We start from the raw sequence: 16,834 nt of genomic DNA, 5'->3' as shown, positions 1-16,834 counted from the left end.
TGTGCGGTCCGGGTGGGCCCGACAAATGATTCAGTGGTGACTGAATGGTGGAGGGGATCCGCACTGGCGGAGATGGAGTTCTCGGCCAGCGACCTGGCGCGGATGAGGTTCGCGATCTCCCCCATGTGGGAGGTCGTGACGAGCTACCGCCTGCTGCGCTCCGCGCGCCCCGCGGCGGTCCACGTCCCCTGGGCCGAGCAGGTGCTCCCCCGGCTCGCCGCGGCCGAACTGGACCGCGGCTGGCTCGCGGCGCTGATCCCGCCGACCGGTTACCTCCCGGACTTCCTCAACCCCGCCCCAGCAGGCCACGCCCCTTCGCTGGGTGAGGAGTTGGACGCCGTACGGGGGGCCTCCGCGGATGTGGTGCGCCGGGATCTGGGCCATCTGGAGCGGCATGTGGGCGGGCCCTCCGCGCGGCGGCGGTCCCTGGAGTCCGATCCCGAGGAACGGCTGGCCGAACTCGCGGCGGAGATCGAGCGGTACTGGGAGCTGGCGCTCGCGCCGTACTGGCAGCGGATGCGCACGGTCCTGGACGCCGATGTCTTCCACCGGGCCCGGCAGGTCGCCGAGCACGGCGCGGAAGCACTCTTCAACGGGCTCCACGAAAAGGTCAGTTGGGACGACAACACGCTGCGCCTGGTGCGCCGGCCGGAGACCCTGAACCGGGCCACCAAGGGGGCGGGGCTGCTGCTCATCCCGTCGGTGTTCGCCGGACCGGGACTGCTGACCGTGGTCCGGGACGCCGAACCGCTCCAACTCGCCTACCCCGCACGGGGGGTGGGCGTGCTGTGGGAGCGGTCGGCGCCCTCGCGGTCCGACGCGGTCGCCGCCGTCCTCGGCCGCTCCCGCACCCTGCTGCTGACCGAGCTTCAGGCGCCCGCCTCCACGACCGAACTGGCCCGCCGCACCGGCATCTCACCCGCCGGGGTCTCCCAGTTCCTCACCGCGATGCGCGACGCGGGCCTGGTCAGCGCGCACCGGGTCGGCCGCTCGGTGCTGTACGCGCGGACCTCGGTCGCCGACGAACTGCTGGGTACGCGCCCGGGTTGAGCGGGCGTGGGCGCTTCCGCGTCCGTATGCGCCCGGGCCGACTCGGGCGTGCCCGGCTACTCCGGGCGGTACGGGCCCGGGCCGGCCGGGGCCGGAGGTGGGGCGGTACGCGCCCGGGCCGCCCCTGCCGCGACCGGTGCTCCCAGGTCGGCACGCGGGCTCACCCGTGCCGGGACCGGTGCGCCCAGGGTCGGCCCGCGCCCGGGCCGGCCGGCACCGGGAGCGAAGCCGTACCCGTCCGGGCGACCGGCCCTGGTACCGGCCCGGCGCTCCCGGATCACCCCGGGCGTACCACCACCTTGCCCGACACCTCGCCCCGTTCCACGCGGCTGAAGCCGTCCGGGACCAGGCGGTCCAGGGGGATCACGTCGTCGAGTGCCGTCGTGGCGATCTCCGGGTGTGCGTGGAGCAGGGCCAGTGCCTCGGGGAGGTCCTGGTCGCAGATGTGGACCTTGGAGGTGTCGAGGGTGATCTCCTCCAGGACCAGCCGTGTCAGGTCCAGCGGCGAGGGGTCGCGGTGGAGGCCGACCAGACGGACGTGCCCGCCCCGGCACACCGCGTCCATCGCCGTCGCCAGACCGGCCCTGGCGCCCGACGCCTCGATCACCACGTCCGCGCCGTGCCCGTCCGTGGCGGCCCGGATCGCGGCGGCGGCGTCCTGCCGCGAGGCGTCCACGAGCAGCCCGGCGCCGGCCCGCCGGCCCGTCTCCAGCCGGCCCGCCGTGATGTCGACGCCGATCGTCTCCACCCCCCGCGCCGCGCAGGCGGCCACCGCGAGCGCCCCGATGCTGCCCAGGCCGATCACCACGACCGTACGGCCCGGCTCGGGGTCGATGCCGCGTACCGCCCGCAGCGCCACCGCGAGCGGCTGCGCCATGATCGCGACGTCCGGGTCCAGGCCGCCCGTCGAACGGCTGATCCGTGCCGGGACGTTGACCCGCTCGGCGAGACCGCCGTCGACGTGCAGACCGAGCGTGAAGTAGCGGGCGCAGACGTTGGTCCGCCCCCGCACGCACCAGCGGCACTCCCCGCAGGAGACCCCGGAACCGGGGACGACCAGGTCCCCCGTCCGGAAGGCGTCGACACCGGGGCCGGTCGCGACCACCTCGCCGACCATCTCGTGCCCGATGACCAGCGGCCCCCGGTGGCCGCTGGCGAAGTGCGGCGCGGCCAGCGGGATGAGGTGCGGACCGGAGGCGAACTCCTCCACGTCCGTACCGCAGATGCCCGCCCGCACCACGGCTAGCTGGATCTCCCCGGGCCCGGGGGCCGGCGGGTCGGGCCACTCCTGGACCCGGATGTCGCGCCGGCCGTGGAATACGGCTGCTCTCATGACGGTGGTCTCCCTGGGACGGCGCGGCGGACGCGCCGCGCTGCGATGGGCGGGCGGGCGGTCGGGGTCTCGGGTCAGGCCGAGGAGGCCGGTGCCTCGTGCAGGAGCGCCCCGACGTGGGCGCCGTTGGCGACGTTCACCACCACGTCGCCGGCGGCGGACGGGATGGCCCGCACACTGCCGCCGATGAAGCCGTTGACGCCCGTGATGATCCCCCACACCGGACGGAACCGGTCCACCCCGCCGCCCGGGACGGGCACGGTCTCCTGTGCGGGCCGCACCCGGCGCTGCAGTACGTGCGGGCTCTCCAGCGCGGCCAGCACATGGGCCCGCCACGCCTCGGCGGTGAGGTCCTCCGCCCAGCCGAGGACGACGCCCTTGCCGCCGGAGAGGGAGGTCGGCTTGAGGACCAGGTCCTCCGCGTGCGTGAGGGCGTACTCGACGAGGTCGACGCGGTCGCCGTTCTCCAGCGTGACCTCCTCGCGGCGCACCCGGCGGGTCCAGGGCAGGATCCGGTCGAGGCTCTCCAGCACCTCGGGCGCGAACAGGTGGCGGTTGCCCTCCTCCGAGAGCAGCGACAGCGCCGCCTTGCTGGCGTAGGCGGAGGTGTCCAGCGGCGTGAAGATCTTGACCTCGCCGCGGCGGGCGGCGTCGAAGACCGGGCCGGTCAGGGCGGGGGCGTCGGGGGTGATCACGTCCCGGATGAGGAAGGTGCGCACGATGATGTCGACCGGCCGGTCCGCCAGCCACACCCTGCCGTCGCGCACATCGAGCTGACCGAGGTGGCAGGGGGTGGCGTCGAGGCCCAACTCGTTCCAGCGCTCGCACAGTTGCGTCATGTAGGGCAGCTCGTCGGAGAATGCCGTGGGCCATTCGGTGAGCGCGACGACCGGGTGGTCCCCGGCCGAGAACCCGGTCTCGGTGAGGATGTTGTGGACCTGCTCGCGCAGGGAGTCGACGAAGGTGAGCCCGTGCCGCTCGGCGAACTCGGCGAGGACCGGGACCTCCAGCAGTTCGCGGCAGACGTCGACGTTGTCCACACCGCCGATCGCGCTGCCGATGTTGAGTTCGAGGAGCTTGAAGCCGGTCCCGTCGCAGACCAGGTCGGCCCGGCTCTGCCGCGTCATCCGCTCGCCGCGGTTCTGCAGCACCGCCTCGACCTGCGGCTCGCTCAGTCCGACGGCGCGTGCGAAGGCGCCGAAGTCACCGCCGAACAGCTTCTCGGGGAGGCTGTCCAGCGCGGACAGCAGATGGTCGAGGTCGCCGGCGAGCCGGGCGAGCTCCTCGCCGCCGAGGAAGACCGGGCGGGCGAGCCACAGGCCCATCCCGTTCGGCTTGTCACTGTTGAGGATCTTGTTCTGCGGCAGGCCGCCGAGCAGCTCCTCACTCGACAGCCCCGCGGACTCCAGCTCCGCCAGGTATGCCTCGGTCAGGGTGACGCGGTCCATGTCTACTCTCCAGATCGTGGTGCGGGGGCGGGTGGCCCGCCGTCGTCGTGGCCCTGTGTCGGGCGCGGGGTCGGGGTCAGGCGGAGGCGGTGGGGGCCGGCTTGGCGGGCGCCGGCGCGGGGACGAAGGTGACCGCCTCGGCCGGCAGGCGCCGCTCCAGACGGACCATCAGCAGCGAGCCGAGCGCCGCCGTGGCCGCCACCAGCAGCCAGGGCAGCCGCCCGTCGACGGTGAGCAGCGCGGTGAACACCGTCGGGCCCAGGGCGTACGCCAGCGACCAGGACAGCTGGTAGGTGGCGAGGTAGCGGCCGCGCAGCTCCGGGGGCGCGGCGAACTGCGACAGCGCGCCGGAGGACGGGCTGTAGAGCATCTCGCCGACGGTCATCACCAGCACCGCGCCCAGCAGCCCGGCCAGGATCAGCGGCACGCTCTGCGGGCGTACGGTGCCGAGCGCGGCCTGCGCGAGGAAGGCGACGGCGAAGAGCGCGGCGCCGGCCGCCGCGGCCCGGGTCCGGGTGGTGAACCGGCGCCGGGCGAGGGCGGCGACGGGGACGCCGAGGGTCGCGCACACCACGGTGTTGAGGAGGAAGGCGCTGCCCAGGAGCCCTTCCGGCAGGTCCAGCCAGCCCGTCGCGTACAGCGGGAGCAGCGCGGTCAGCGCCGAGAAGCCCAGGGCGACGAGGAGGTTGGCGCAGACGAGGGTGAGGAAGGGCCGGTCCTTGGCGACGACCCGGTACCCGCCCCCACGGGCCCGCGGCGGCGCCGGCGCCCGGGGCGGCGCGGCCGGGGTGCGGGAGGCGAGGAAGCCCGCGGCGAGGAAGCTCGCGCCGTTGACCCAGGCGGTGACGGTGTAGCCGAAGTCGCCGGCGGTGGCGATGACCACCGAGGCGATCAGGGTGCCGGCTCCGAGGCCCGCGTTGCTCAGACTGCGGCTGAGCGCCTGGAGCCGGTCGCGGTCGGTGCCCTCGGCGAGTTCGGCGAGCCGGGCGTCCTGGGCGGGGCGGAAGGCACGGGTGCCCACCGAGGTGAGCAGTGCCACCACGACGAACAGCGGGAGCGTGTCGGCGAGCGGGAAGCAGGCGAAGCTGACGCCGCGCACCACGTACAGGGAGATCTGGGTGACCCGGGCGCCGAACCGGTCCACGACGATGCCCACCAGGGGGACGGCGGCGATGCCGACGAGCCCGGTGACGGTGAGGACCAGGCCGATCAACGGCAGCGGCAGGCCCGTCACATGGGCGAAGAACACCAGGCTGAACGGCACGTACATACCGGAGCCGACCGCGTCCACGGCGATTCCGGAGACCAGGGCACGTTCGCCCGGGAACCGGGGGCGGAGGAAGGACATACATCTCCCAAGAGCGAGCCGGGGCGCCGCCGGCTCGGTGAATAGGTGCGGGTCAGGCGGGCGGGACGGTGATGGCGGCCGGTGGGGTGGTGGCGGCCGTCGGCGGGGCGGTGGTGGCCGTCGACGGGACAGCCGTGCCGCCCGCCGGGACAGCAGCCGCGCCGCCCGCCGGGAAGGTCGTCGCCGCCGCCAGGAACGCGTCGTTGTCGGCCGGCAGGCCGAGGGTGACGCGGACACCGGCACCCGCCACGGCCCGTACCGAGACACCCGCGCCCGCGCAGTGCGCGCCGAACGCGGCGGCGCCCCCGCCCAGCGGCAGCCACAGGAAGTTGGCCTCGCTCGCCGTCACGGGGTGCCCGTGCGCGGTGAGCGCGGCGGCCACGCGAGCGCGTTCCGCCGTGATGACGTCCGTCCTCCTTCTCACCTCGTCCCCCGAGCGCAGGGCCGCGATCGCCGCCGCCTGGGCGACACCGCCCGCGCTGTAGGGCAGGTACGCCCTGCGCAGGACGCCGATGACCTCGCGGTGGCCGGCCGCGTAGCCGATGCGCAGTCCGGCGAGCCCGTACGCCTTGGAGAAGGTGCGCAGGACGACGAGCCGCGGCCGGCCGGCGAGCAGGGTCAGGCCGTCGGGGACGTCGGGGTCGCGGACGTACTCGTGGTACGCCTCGTCCAGGACGACCAGGCAGCCGGGCGGCACCCGGTCCAGGAACTCCTCCAGCTCGGCGCGCCCGACGACCGTACCGGTCGGGTTGTTGGGGTTGCAGACGAAAACCAGCCGGGTGCGGTCGGTGATCCGCTCCGCCATCGCCGCGAGGTCGTGCCGGCCCTCGCGCAGCGGCACCTCGACGGAGGTGGCCCCGGCGAGCCGGGTCAGCAGGCGGTACGCCTCGAAGGACGGCCACGCGTAGAGGATCTCGGTGCCCGGTTCGGCGACCGCGGTGAGCAGTTGCTGGGTGACGCCGACGGAACCGCAGCCGAGCGCGATGCCCTCCGGGTCGAGCCCGAACCGTTCGGCCAGCTCGGCGACGAGCGCCCGGCCGCCGTTGTCCGGGTAGCGGTTGACGCCCTGGACCGCCTCCCGCACCGCCTCGGTCACCGCGGGCAGCGGCCCGAACGGCGTCTCGTTGGCGGCGAGGGCGTAGGAGCGGCCGTCGGGGGAGCGGGCCGGCTCCTCGGGCCGGTAGCCGGTGAGCCCGTCAAGTGCCGTGCGGAACCCGGGGGGTTGGTGCGTCGTGGTCATGCGGGAGGTGTCCTCTCCAGGGTTCTCGGGCAATCGGGCGGTCAGACGGGGCGCAGGGCGTCGCGCAGCGCGGTCGCGGGGTCGGTGGCGGCGGGTACGTCGACCGCGCAGCCCTTGGCGAGGGCGCGGCGGGCCTGCACCAGGTCACGGGGGCGGTCCACCGCGAGCAGCGCGCACAGCCGGTCGCCGGCCAGCCACAGCACGGTCCAGGCCGGGTCCTCCGGCGAGCCGCGCAGCACCACCCGGTCGGCGTCCCGGTGGTCGCCCGCGTACTGCACGGTGCGGCCGAACTGGTCCGACCAGAAGTACGGGACCGGGTCGTGCCGGACGTCCTCGCCGAGCAGGGCGGCGGCGGCCTGCTCGCTCGCCTTCAGCGCGGTGTCCCAGTGCTCGACCACCAGGTGCCGCCGGTAGCGCGGCGACCACCACTCCGCGCAGTCGCCGAGCGCCACCACCTCGGGGCGCGCGGTCCGCAGGGACGCGTCGACGACGACGCCGCGCGCGATCTCCAGTCCGCAGCCGTCGAGCCAGCCGACGGCGGGGCGGGCGCCGACGCCCACGACCACCACGTCGGCGGCGAGGAACTCCCCGTCCGCCAGGCGCAGTCCACCGGTGTCGACCGAGGCGACGGCCGTCCCGCAGCGCAGGGTGACGCCGGCCGCCGCGTACCAGGGGGCGGTGAGGGCGCCGATCCCGGCGCCGACCGCGGCGGCGAGCGGGGCGGGGCCGGCCTCCACCACGGTGACCCGGCACCCCCGGGCGGCCGCGACGGTGGCCACCTCGGCGCCGATCCACCCGGCGCCGACCAGCGCCAGACGGGCGTCCGGGCGCAGCAGCGGGCGCAGCGCGCGTACGTCGTCCAGGGTGCGGACCAGGTGCTGCCGCCCCGTGCCGGGCAGCCGGACGGGTTCCGCGCCGGTGGCGAGGACCAGCCCGTCGAAGGCGAGGGAGCCCGAGGTGGTCTTCAGGACGCCGCCCGGCAGGCGCTCGTGCAGGTCGAGGGTCTCGGCGCGCTCGCCCAGGCGCAGGTCGACGCCGAGCGCCGTCCAGTCGGTGGGGAAGGCGGTGTCCTCCTCCGTACCGGCCAGCACCGCCTTGGTGAGCGGCGGGCGGTCGTACGGCGGATGGGGTTCGGCGGCGACGAGGGTGAGCGTGCCTCGGTGGCCGCGGGCGCGCAGGGCGGCGGCGGTGTGCGCGCCGGCCAGCCCGCCGCCGACGACGACGATGTTCTCCAGGGTCACGGTGACTGTTCTCCGTGGGTCGGTTGCAGGGGCCCGGCGCCGTCCCGTGGTGGGCGGCGCCGGGCCCTGAGCGGTCAGCCGAGGCCGAGGGCGGCGTGCATCGGACGGAGCTTGGCGCAGGTCTCGGCGTACTCGGCCTCGGGGTCGGAGCCGGCCACGAGCCCGCATCCGGCGTACAGCGCGGCCGAGGCGCCCTGGACCAGCGCGGACCGGATGGCCACCGCGAACTGTCCGTCGCCCGCGCCGTCGGTGAAGCCGACGCCGCCGGCGTACCAGCCGCGGTCGAAGCCCTCGTGGCGGGCGAGCCACTGAAGGGCCTCGGCCCGGGGGTGGCCGCCGAGCGCGGGGGTCGGGTGGAGGCGGGCCGCGAGGTCGAGGACTCCCTCCGCCGAGCCCTCGGGCAGCCTGCCCCGCACCGGGGTGGACAGATGCTGGACGTTGGCCAGTTTCAGCACCCGCGGTTCGGCGTCGGCCGTGACCCGGACGCAGGACTCGGCGAGCGCGTCGCTCAGCATCCGCACCACGACCTCGTGCTCGTGCCGGAGCTTCGCGCTGCCGGACAGTTCGCCCTCCAGTGCCCTGTCCTCCTCGGGGGTGGCCCCGCGGGGTGTGGTGCCGGCCAGGCCGAGCGCCTCGACCTCCCGGTCCTCGACCCGGACCAGGTACTCGGGGGTCGCGCCGAGGAACGTCGTGGCGCCGTGGCCGAGCGCGAACACGGTCGTGCCGGTGTACGTCTCCAGCAGCCGGCGGACCGCGGCGGGCACGTCGAACTCCCGGTCGGCGGTGACGTCCAGGCGCCGGGCGAGCACCACCTTCTCGAAGTCGCCCGCCCGCATCCGGTCGGTGGCGCTGCGCACGAGGGCCTTCCACTCCTCGGCGGCGGGCGTCTCGACGCTGGCGAGCGGGCGGAGCGCCGGGCGCGGTCCGCCGCTGTCCCGGGCGGCGAGGCAGCGCTCGGCCCGTAACGTCAGTGTCTTCGCCAGGAGTTCGGGATCGTCACTGCCGTCCACCAGGGCGTTGAGCCGCAGTTCCGCCGTGGCGGCCGGGCCCGTGGAGCCGTCCGGGGCCGACAGACGCAGCTGCATCAGGGGCACCCACAGCAGGGCCTCGGGCAGGGCGCCGGGGCCCGCGTCGGTGGGGCCGGCGAAGGCGAAACCGCCGACGGCGAGGGGCCCCTGCCCGGGGCCGCCGCCGGTGACCGTCTCGCGCACCAGCGCCGTCCAGGCCGAGCGGATCGCGGGGAGCCGGCCCGCCCCGGTGCCGCGCAGGTCGTGGGCGCTGCCGAAGGCGAGGACGGTCGTGCCGTCCCACCCCGACCGCCAGTAGAGCGACCGTCCGGTGCGGGTGCGGGCTCCCGCCCAGATCGCGAGCGGATCGGCCGGCTCGCAGGGCCGGGCCCAGCTCACCAGCGCGTGGCGGCCGGTGGCGCGGGCCCGCTCGACGCCGGCGCGGCAGACGTCCACCAGGTCGGTGTGCTCGGCCGTGGTGAGGGTGAACTCGGCGGGTGCCGCCGCGGTGTCGACGGTCATGCCTAGTACACCCCCTCGATGACGGTCCGGCCGCTGTCACCGGCGTGCACCTGGATGTCGGCGAGCCCGTCCTGCGGGTAGCGCTCGGTCGGCGCCACCCGGACGAGCGAGTCCCGCTCCAGCGTCCAGGGGACCAGCAGGTCGCGGGAGAGGAGGCTGATGCGGGCCTGCCCGCGCTCCCCGTGCGCCACTTCCTCGGTCGGCCGCTCGGGGTGGACGACCTTCACCCTGCTGTACGGGTGGAAGGGGACGAAGACGCACGGGTGGGCGTCGCCGCTCTCCCGGGGCCGCTGCGGGGCGATGCCCATCATGGTGTTGCCGTACAGCCCGACCACGGCCGCGTCGGGGAACAGTTCCTCCTCGAAGGCGCGCAGGGTCTCCGGGCTGACGCTGGTGCCGGCCCAGACGATGCCCCGCACCTTGCGCTGCACGAGGTCGAGGAGGGCGTCGTCGGCGCAGAGCGCCTCCAGCACCGGCGGGGTGGCGAAGAGCACCGAGACGGGCTGGGTGGCGAGGATGTCGCCGGCCTGCGCGAGGATGTGCCTGACGTAGCGTCCGGCCTCCTCGCCCCGGCCCTCGCGGACGCAGTTCTTGACCCAGCGCGGGTCGAAGTCGATGTAGTGGCAGAAGGTCGCGCGCAGTTGGGCGAGGAGTCCGACGGACCGGCCGACGATGTGCGGCCCGGTGGGGCCGATGTGCAGCCAGTGGCCCGCGCCGTGGCCCGGGACGCCGTGGTCGGCGAGGACCTCGCTGACCCAGTGGACGCCGTTGCGGCGGGAGCGGGACTCCACGATGCGCTTGGGCGATCCGGTCGTGCCGCCGCTGTCGAAGACCTGGAAGTCCCAGGGTTCGGCGGCGGTGCCGGCCGGTACGAGGTCGTCGACGGGGACGGCGCGCCACTCCTCGCTCACGTCGGGGAAGCGGTCGAGGTCGTCCCAGGTGCGGATGTCGGTGAGCGGGTCGAAGCCGAGGTCGCCGGCGCGCTTGAGCCAGAACGGGGATCCCGTCTCGGGCGAGAAGTGCCAGCGCATCGCGGCGGGCACGAACTCCTCCGGGGCGAGGTCCGCGGTGAACGGGTCGTGGGTGGGGCGAGACATGCTGGGGTCTCCAGTCGGGTGTCAGGCCGAGGCGAGGGAACCGGCGGGGTGGGCGGTCGGTGCGAGCCTGCGTCCCACGGCTTCCAGGAGCGGGCCCAACTGGTCCATCACGGTGGCGAACTGGGCTCCGTCGAGGGCCTGGGCGCCGTCGCAGAGCGCGGCCCGGGCGTCGTTGTGGACGTCGATGATGAGTCCGTCGGCCCCGGCGGCGGCCGCGGCCAGCGACATCGGGCCGACCAGGTGCGGCTTGCCCGTGCTGTGGCTCGGGTCGACGATCACCGGGAGGTGGGTGAGGCGCTTGGCCTCGGCGACCGCGCCGAGGTCCAGGGTGAACCGGGTGCTGCGGTCGTAGCTGCGGATACCGCGTTCGCACAGGACGACGTCGTCGTTGCCCATGTGCAGCAGGTACTCGGCGGCCAGCAGCCACTCCTCGACGGTGGCCGACATGCCCCGCTTGAGCAGGACCGGCCGGCCCGCCGCGCCGACCTCGCGCAGCAGCTCGAAGTTCTGCATGTTGCGCGCGCCGATCTGGAGCATGTCGCTCTCCTCGGCGACGCACTCGACGTCCTTCGGCGTGACGACCTCGGTGACCACCGGCAGTCCGGTGCGTCGTCGCTGCTCGGCGAGGAGCGCGAGCCCGGCGAGGCCGAGCCCCTGGAAGCTGTACGGGGAGGTGCGGGGCTTAAAGGCACCGCCGCGCAGCATGATCGCGCCCGCCGCCTGCACCAGGTCGACGATTCCGGTCATCTGTTCGGGGCTTTCCACCGCGCAGGGGCCGGCGATGACCACGAAGTCGTTTCCGCCGAAAACTGCTTGAACGTTTTGCCCGACCCTGACGCGGGTGTTCTCCTCGCGGAAGACGCGGCTGGTGAGCCGCTGGGACCCGGGCACCCGCAGCACCCCGGCGACATCCGGAAGATCACTGAGCTCGCTCGCCAGCTCCGGGGTGCCGGCGCTCTCCGAGACGAGTACCGCGGCCTTGTCGAGAACCGTTAAGAAGGCGTCGATTCCGTTTCTCGAAAGGGTATCGGCGACTATGTCGGCACTTTCTCGGGGTGCCGTCGAATCCATTATCACGATCACGGAATTGACCTTCCATGAGCTAATTGCAGGTTTCCCTTATTGAGCCGTCGGCGACAGTAGCCGAGCCGGTTGCCGCCCCGCAAGCAGGAATCCGACACGGAGCGAAGTGGAAGGATCAGGCAATCGAGACATGTAGCTCATCGAGGTATGAATGGGTATCCCTGCGCGTATACCGGCGTGAAGGTGTAAAGAGGGTGTCTCCTGGCAGACCAACCGCCCAAGTGGGGCGTATAGGTACAAAATTTTGCTGGAGTAGTAAAGGAAACGTAATAAGGTCGAGGAGATAGGTAAAAGCTAAACCAATATCGCACCTCAATGCGGGGGCCACGTTGCCGGAATTAAAGAATCCCCATTCCGTTGAACGTTCAGTCAATTTATCGCTCTGGAGTTTTCTGTCGGGCGTGCTACCTTCTCTCCGGTCCCGTCGTCCCGGCGGGATTAATTTCGCTCAGGTGACGGAGTGCGGTGTGGAGCTGATCGACATTAGTCAGGGCTGGTCCGAGGGCATGCCCTCGTACGACGCCGCGTGGTATCCGAAATTCCACATTCGGCGCGCCATGACGCCGGAGTCCGACCCCTCCGGGATCGGTAGGACCTTCTCGAATCTGGACATATTCCCGCACAACGGGACGCATGTGGAGTCGGGTTACCACTTCTTCGAGGACCGGGAGAAGATCGACGAGGTGCCGCTGAGCACCTTCGTCGGCCGCGCCGTCGTCGCCGACCTCTCCCACAAGCGCGATCTGGACCCGGTCACGGGCGAGGACCTGGAGAAGGCGGTGCGCGACGTGTGGCAGGAGGGGGACCGGCTGCTGATCCGCACCGACCACCCCGACCGCTACCTCGGCCGCGACGACTACTGGGACAAGCCGCCGTACCTCACCGTCTCGGCGGCCGAGTGGATGGCCGAGAACGGCACCGTGCTGGTCGGCATGGACTGCATCACCGAGCGGCCCGACGACCGCAGCGGCCAGGTGCACCGCGCCCTGCTCTCCGCCGGCATCCCGATCCTGGAGAACATCCAGAACCTCGGGCGCGTCACCAACCCCGTCGTCCAGCTGATGGCGCTGCCGATCAAGGTCGCCGACGTGGAGGCCGCGCCGGCCCGCGCCGTGGTCTTCGACGGCTGGCCGTTCTGACCCGACCGTAACTGCGGTGTCTGCCGGTCGTGTCGGTGCCGCCGTATCCGCGGCGCCCGTCGATCGCGCCGGTGCCGCTGCACCTGCGGCGCTTGCCGGTCGTGCTGGTTCCGCCGTATCCGCGGCGCCTGCCGGTCGTGTCGGTGTCGCTGTACCTGCGGCGCCCGTCGATCGCACCGGTTCCGCCGTATCCGCGGCGCCCGTCGATCGCGCCGCACTCTCCGCGTCCGCCGGTCCCGGCCCGACCGGGGCCGGCCGACGCGACACCGGACCGAGCCCGGCCTCAAGGAAGTTGATCGCGTGCTGTTACCCGTTCCCGCTCTGCGCGCCGGGGAGGAACGCACCTCCCGCGACACCCGCGTCCTGCGTGCTGTCACCGGCGAACCCCTGGCGACCGTGCACGAGGTCCCGCCCCTCGTGGCCCGGCTGACGGTCAAGACCATGCGGCGCTCACCCGAACCCGGGCCCGCCGAAACCCTCGCCGTCCTCGCCGAGGCCGGCCGGCTCTTCGCCAAGGCGACCCTCGGCGGCCAGAGCCCCGAGGAGTACTGCCGGCTCCAGGCGCTCGCCTCCGGCGTGCCCGTCACGGTGGCCCGCGGTGTGCTGGAACGCGTGGCCCGCGACGGGGAGTCGCTCGGCGAGGCGGTCCGGCGGCAGATACCGGCCGGCGCCGGAGCCACGGCACGCTGGGTACGCCGCGGCAGCGTCCTGTCGGTCGTCGCGCCGAGCAACCACCCCGGCACCCACGGCGCCTGGCTCCAGGCGCTCGCCATGGGCTACCGCGTCGCCGTACGCCCCGGCGGCCGTGACCCCTTCACCCCGCTGCGCCTGGTCCGCGCGCTGCTCGCGGCCGGCCTCCACCCCGACCGGATCGGCCTGCTCCCCGGCGGACACGCCACCGCCGACGCCCTCACCGAGGCGGGCGACCTCGCCCTCGTCTACGGCGGCGAGGACACCGTCGCCCGGCTGCGCGGCAACGACCGGGTGCTGGTGCGCGGGCCCGGACGGAGCAAGATCCTCGTCGACACCGAGGTCGACGACGCCGTCCTCGACCACCTCGTCGCCGAGATCGCGGGGGACGGGGGAGTGCGCTGCACCAACACGACCGCCGTCCTGACCACGGGCGACCACCGGCTGCTGGCCGAACGGCTCGCCGCCCGCCTGGCCGCGCTCCCCGCCCACCCGGTCACCGACTCCCGCGCGGTGCTGCCGGTGCGGCCCCGTTCCGAGGCCGAGGCGCTGCGCGCGGTCGCCGCCTCCGCCGCCGGTACGGCTCCCGACCTCGTCGCGGCGCACCTGCCGGACGGGCCGCTGACGCCCGTCGGCGGGGAGGCCGTCGCCCTGCACCCCGCCGTGTTCGCCCTCGACCGCCCCGACCACCCGGCGCTCGCGACCGAACTCCCCTTCCCCTGCGCGTGGGTGGCGCCCTGGCGCAGGTCCGACGGCATGGCACCGCTGGACGACTCGCTCGCCCTCGGCCTGCTCACCGAGGACGCCTCGCTCGTCGAGGAGGCACTCGCGCTGCCCGGGGTGCGGACCGTCGTCGAGGGCCCGGTCGACCGGTGGTGGCAGGACCCGTACCTGCCGCACGACGGCTACCTCGGCCAGTTCCTCAACGAGGCCCGCGGCCATGCGCGCGGGTGAGTGCCGAGCGCCTGCGGCCGGGTGGGTGCCGGGCGCCCGCTGCCGGGTGGGTGTCGAGCCTCCGTCCCTGAGCCGGCGCCGAGCCCCTGCTCAGGGGTGGGCCGCAGCGCCCGCTGTGAGCGAGGGCCCAGCGCCTGCCCTGAACCGGCGCCGGGCCTGCTCGTCAGCCCACGCCGGGCCTGCTCGTGAACCGGCGCCGGACCCGCTCGTAGGCGGACGCCGACCGCCCCGCCCCTTCCACCGTTCCACGCCATGACGTACCGAGGTGTCTGACATGTCTGCTGCCTGCCCCGACCTCCCCCTCGTCGTCCTCCCCGCGAACAACCTGGTCCGCGCGCTGTCCCGGCCGGCCGCGCCCGTCGAGGCGGCCCTGGACGAAGCGGTGACCGCCCTGGAGGGCCTGCACGGCGAACTGCTCAACCCGCGGGGCGCCCGCCCGGCGGAGATCCGCGCGGCCCTGGAGGGCGCCGTCACGGCCACGGACCGGCTCGCCGAGCTCGCCCAGGTGGCGCCGATGGACGCCGAGGCGCTCACCCCGATCGTCCCGAACCACGACTACTTCGGGGTCCGCACCGCCCCCGTGGACGACGCCCGCCTCGTCTCCGAGGTCACCGTCGTCCTCGCCCGCGCCCTGGCCGACCTGCGGATCGCGCGTCTGACGCTGAACCAGCAGGCCGCGGAGGTCCTCGCGGTGATCCAGGTGCTGCGCGGCCTCGCCCCGAGGGACGCGGAACGCGACCCCGCCTCCCCCTCGGCCCCCGCCGGCCCGGCGCCCGCCGTGCCCGCCGAGGACGAGCTGACGCGCTGGGTCATCACCCACCACTTCTACTTCGTGCTCAACCTCGCCGCCGCCGACGCGGTGACCCGCGCCCTCGCCCACAACAAGGAGGGCGAGACCGACGGCGCCCGGGACGCGCTGCGCGAGGCGGCCGTGTACGTCCGCGCCTTCACCGCCGCGATGATGCACTCCGGCGACATGTCCGCGCCCTGCTACGACGCCGAGGTCCGGCCCACCATGAGCCCGCCCGCCGTCCCCGCCGCGCTCACCGGACGCACCCAGCCGGAACACAAGGCGTTCCGCAAGGCCATGCGCACCCTGGCCAGGACCTGGACCGACTCCTTCGACAAGCTCGCCGCCAACGCCCCCGAGGTGGCGCTGGCCCGCGACGCGCTCCTCGAAGCCGACCTCCAGGACATCGAGCAGCACATCACCATCACCGCCACCCTGGTCGGCGACGACAGCTCGATCATCGCGGCCGACGACGCGGCGGGCAGCGCCATCGCCATGCTGCGCACCATGCGCCACTCCCGCGCGGGCGAGTACCGCCCGCTGATGCGCTTCGGCGACAACGTGACACTGCTCGACCGCTGACCGGCCCGGCACAAGCCGGCCTCCCCCACGGGGAACAGTCCCACGAGGACCGGACCCCACGAAGAACAGATCGGAGAGGTACGACAGATGGCTCCGCGTATTGGCCTGCTGGGCGGGCGCCCGAGCGTGCTGAGGTCCGCGGCCGAACTGGGCTGCGAGATCGTCCAGTTCGCCAAGGCCGGCATGTACGACCCGAAGGTCTCCGCCCGCTGGTGCGCCGAGGTGGTCGAGGTGGACCTGGGTGACCGGGAGGCGCTCCTGGCGGCCGGGCGCGCGCTGCACGCCCGGCTGCCCGTGGCACGGTTCTTCTCCCCGGCGGAACTCGGACTGGTCGCCGCGGCCACGCTCAACGAGGAGTTCGGGCTCGGCGGCAACTCCCTGCGCACGGTCACCCTGCTCAAGGACAAGGCCGCGATGCGCGCCCGGCTCGCCGAGGTGGGCCTCTCCCCGGTGCGGTTCCGGGTCGTGCGCGACGCGGCCGAACTGGCCGCGTTCCTCGACGAGATCGGCGGGCCCGGCATCGTCAAGCCCCTCGACTTCGGCGGCAGCCGCGACGTGCACAAGGTCGACGGCCCTCACCAGGCCGCCGGGACCTGGTCGTTGGTCGAGGCCGCCGGGCGCGCGCAGATGCTGGCGGAGGAGTTCCTCACCGGCCGCGAGGTGAGCGTGGAGGGCTTCTCCGCCGACGGCGCGCACACCGTCGTCGCCGTCACCGACAAACTCCTCGGCTCCGGCTTCGTGGAGACCGGTCACTCCGTCCCCGCGACCGTCGACGAGCCCACCCGCCAGGAGATCGCGGAGCTGACCGGACGGCTGCTGGACGCGGTCGGCCTGGTCGAGGGCCCCTCCCACACCGAGATCATGATCACGCCGGGCGGGCTGCGGATCATCGAGTCCCACAACCGGGCCGGCGGCGACAACATCCCCGAACTGGTCCGCCTCGCCTACGGAGTGGACCTGGTCCGGGCCGCGGTCGCGGTCCCCCTCGGACTCGAACCCTGGAAGGGCGAGGTGCCCGCCCCGCTCGGCGGCGCGGCCATCCGGTTCCTGTCCGCGGAGCCGGGCGTGGTGACCGAGGTCGACCTGCCCGCAGACGGCCTCGACGGCGTCACCCTCGGTGTGACGGCGCGGCCCGGCACGGTGATACCGCGGGTCACCTGGTCCGCCGAGCGGCTGTGCGGCGACGTGATCGCGGTGGGCCGGGACGCCGCCGAGGCCGTGGACCGCGCCGAGGCCGCGGCCGCCCGGGTGCGGATCCGGACCCGCCCCGCCGACTGAGACCCGCGTCCCGAGCCAAACCACCCGTGAGG

13 protein-coding genes are annotated in these 16,834 nt (G+C 74.0%); 5 read left to right on the top strand and 8 right to left on the bottom strand.

Annotated elements, in window-relative coordinates:
• Positions 1-72 precede the first annotated feature (72 nt).
• Complete coding sequence (locus ABT296_RS05640) at positions 73-1,050, top strand: ArsR/SmtB family transcription factor (RefSeq protein ID WP_351923581.1); 978 nt, start codon at positions 73-75, stop codon at positions 1,048-1,050.
• Between the two features lie 277 nt (positions 1,051-1,327).
• Here the strand turns inward: ABT296_RS05640 and ABT296_RS05635 are convergent, their stop codons facing one another.
• The 8 genes from ABT296_RS05635 to aroF all read right to left on the bottom strand — a co-directional run bounded on the left by ABT296_RS05635 (position 1,328) and on the right by aroF (position 11,369).
• On the bottom strand, positions 1,328-2,383 hold the full coding sequence (locus tag ABT296_RS05635; protein ID WP_351923523.1) for a zinc-dependent alcohol dehydrogenase: 1,056 nt from the start codon (positions 2,381-2,383) through the stop codon (positions 1,328-1,330).
• 74 nt (positions 2,384-2,457) lie between these two features.
• On the bottom strand, positions 2,458-3,831 hold the full coding sequence (locus ABT296_RS05630) for a hypothetical protein (RefSeq protein WP_351923521.1): 1,374 nt from the start codon (positions 3,829-3,831) through the stop codon (positions 2,458-2,460).
• 76 nt (positions 3,832-3,907) lie between these two features.
• Positions 3,908-5,179, bottom strand: a complete 1,272-nt coding sequence (locus ABT296_RS05625; protein WP_351923519.1) for an MFS transporter — start codon at positions 5,177-5,179, stop codon at positions 3,908-3,910.
• Positions 5,180-5,231: 52 nt separating this feature from the next.
• Entirely contained in the window at positions 5,232-6,419 is a 1,188-nt protein-coding gene (hisC, locus tag ABT296_RS05620) for a histidinol-phosphate transaminase (RefSeq protein ID WP_351923517.1), read from the bottom strand.
• A 41-nt stretch (positions 6,420-6,460) separates the two neighbouring features.
• Complete coding sequence (locus tag ABT296_RS05615) at positions 6,461-7,660, bottom strand: NAD(P)/FAD-dependent oxidoreductase (protein WP_351923515.1); 1,200 nt, start codon at positions 7,658-7,660, stop codon at positions 6,461-6,463.
• 74 nt (positions 7,661-7,734) lie between these two features.
• Positions 7,735-9,189, bottom strand: coding sequence for an isochorismate synthase (locus ABT296_RS05610; protein ID WP_351923513.1), 1,455 nt, complete (start codon positions 9,187-9,189; stop codon positions 7,735-7,737).
• Positions 9,190-9,191: 2 nt separating this feature from the next.
• Positions 9,192-10,286, bottom strand: coding sequence for an acyl-CoA synthetase family protein (locus tag ABT296_RS05605; RefSeq protein WP_351923511.1), 1,095 nt, complete (start codon positions 10,284-10,286; stop codon positions 9,192-9,194).
• 21 nt (positions 10,287-10,307) lie between these two features.
• Positions 10,308-11,369, bottom strand: coding sequence for a 3-deoxy-7-phosphoheptulonate synthase (gene aroF, locus ABT296_RS05600; RefSeq protein ID WP_351923510.1), 1,062 nt, complete (start codon positions 11,367-11,369; stop codon positions 10,308-10,310).
• 467 nt (positions 11,370-11,836) lie between these two features.
• On the opposite strand from aroF, the gene ABT296_RS05595 reads away from it, so the two are divergent.
• The 4 genes from ABT296_RS05595 to ABT296_RS05580 all read left to right on the top strand — a co-directional run bounded on the left by ABT296_RS05595 (position 11,837) and on the right by ABT296_RS05580 (position 16,802).
• Positions 11,837-12,508, top strand: a complete 672-nt coding sequence (locus ABT296_RS05595) for a cyclase family protein (RefSeq protein ID WP_351923509.1) — start codon at positions 11,837-11,839, stop codon at positions 12,506-12,508.
• A 300-nt stretch (positions 12,509-12,808) separates the two neighbouring features.
• Complete coding sequence (locus ABT296_RS05590; RefSeq protein WP_351923508.1) at positions 12,809-14,152, top strand: aldehyde dehydrogenase family protein; 1,344 nt, start codon at positions 12,809-12,811, stop codon at positions 14,150-14,152.
• 274 nt (positions 14,153-14,426) lie between these two features.
• Positions 14,427-15,524: a 3-methyl-L-tyrosine peroxygenase-related protein gene (locus tag ABT296_RS05585; RefSeq protein WP_351923506.1), complete on the top strand. Its 1,098-nt coding sequence runs from the start codon at positions 14,427-14,429 to the stop codon at positions 15,522-15,524.
• An 87-nt stretch (positions 15,525-15,611) separates the two neighbouring features.
• On the top strand, positions 15,612-16,802 hold the full coding sequence (locus ABT296_RS05580; RefSeq protein ID WP_351923504.1) for an ATP-grasp domain-containing protein: 1,191 nt from the start codon (positions 15,612-15,614) through the stop codon (positions 16,800-16,802).
• The last annotated feature ends 32 nt before the right edge of the window (positions 16,803-16,834 follow it).

It is taken from the genome of Streptomyces sp. NPDC000983 (assembly GCF_040299205.1).
Classification (GTDB): Bacteria; Actinomycetota; Actinomycetes; order Streptomycetales; family Streptomycetaceae; genus Streptomyces.
Note: the sequence above shows the minus strand (reverse complement) of the source record. Positions and strands in the feature narration are given on the sequence as shown.

Bases quoted from the DNA above. Each gene is read 5' to 3' on its own strand.
- ABT296_RS05625 (WP_351923519.1), bottom strand. From the start codon at position 5,179: ATGTCCTTCCTCCGCCCCCGGTTCCCGGGCGAACGTGCCCTGGTCTCC.
- ABT296_RS05580 (WP_351923504.1), top strand. From the start codon at position 15,612: ATGGCTCCGCGTATTGGCCTGCTGGGCGGGCGCCCGAGCGTGCTGAGG.
- ABT296_RS05640 (WP_351923581.1), top strand. From the start codon at position 73: ATGGAGTTCTCGGCCAGCGACCTGGCGCGGATGAGGTTCGCGATCTCC.
- ABT296_RS05605 (WP_351923511.1), bottom strand. From the start codon at position 10,286: ATGTCTCGCCCCACCCACGACCCGTTCACCGCGGACCTCGCCCCGGAG.
- hisC (WP_351923517.1), bottom strand. From the start codon at position 6,419: ATGACCACGACGCACCAACCCCCCGGGTTCCGCACGGCACTTGACGGG.
- ABT296_RS05635 (WP_351923523.1), bottom strand. From the start codon at position 2,383: ATGAGAGCAGCCGTATTCCACGGCCGGCGCGACATCCGGGTCCAGGAG.
- ABT296_RS05630 (WP_351923521.1), bottom strand. From the start codon at position 3,831: ATGGACCGCGTCACCCTGACCGAGGCATACCTGGCGGAGCTGGAGTCC.
- ABT296_RS05610 (WP_351923513.1), bottom strand. From the start codon at position 9,189: ATGACCGTCGACACCGCGGCGGCACCCGCCGAGTTCACCCTCACCACG.
- ABT296_RS05585 (WP_351923506.1), top strand. From the start codon at position 14,427: ATGTCTGCTGCCTGCCCCGACCTCCCCCTCGTCGTCCTCCCCGCGAAC.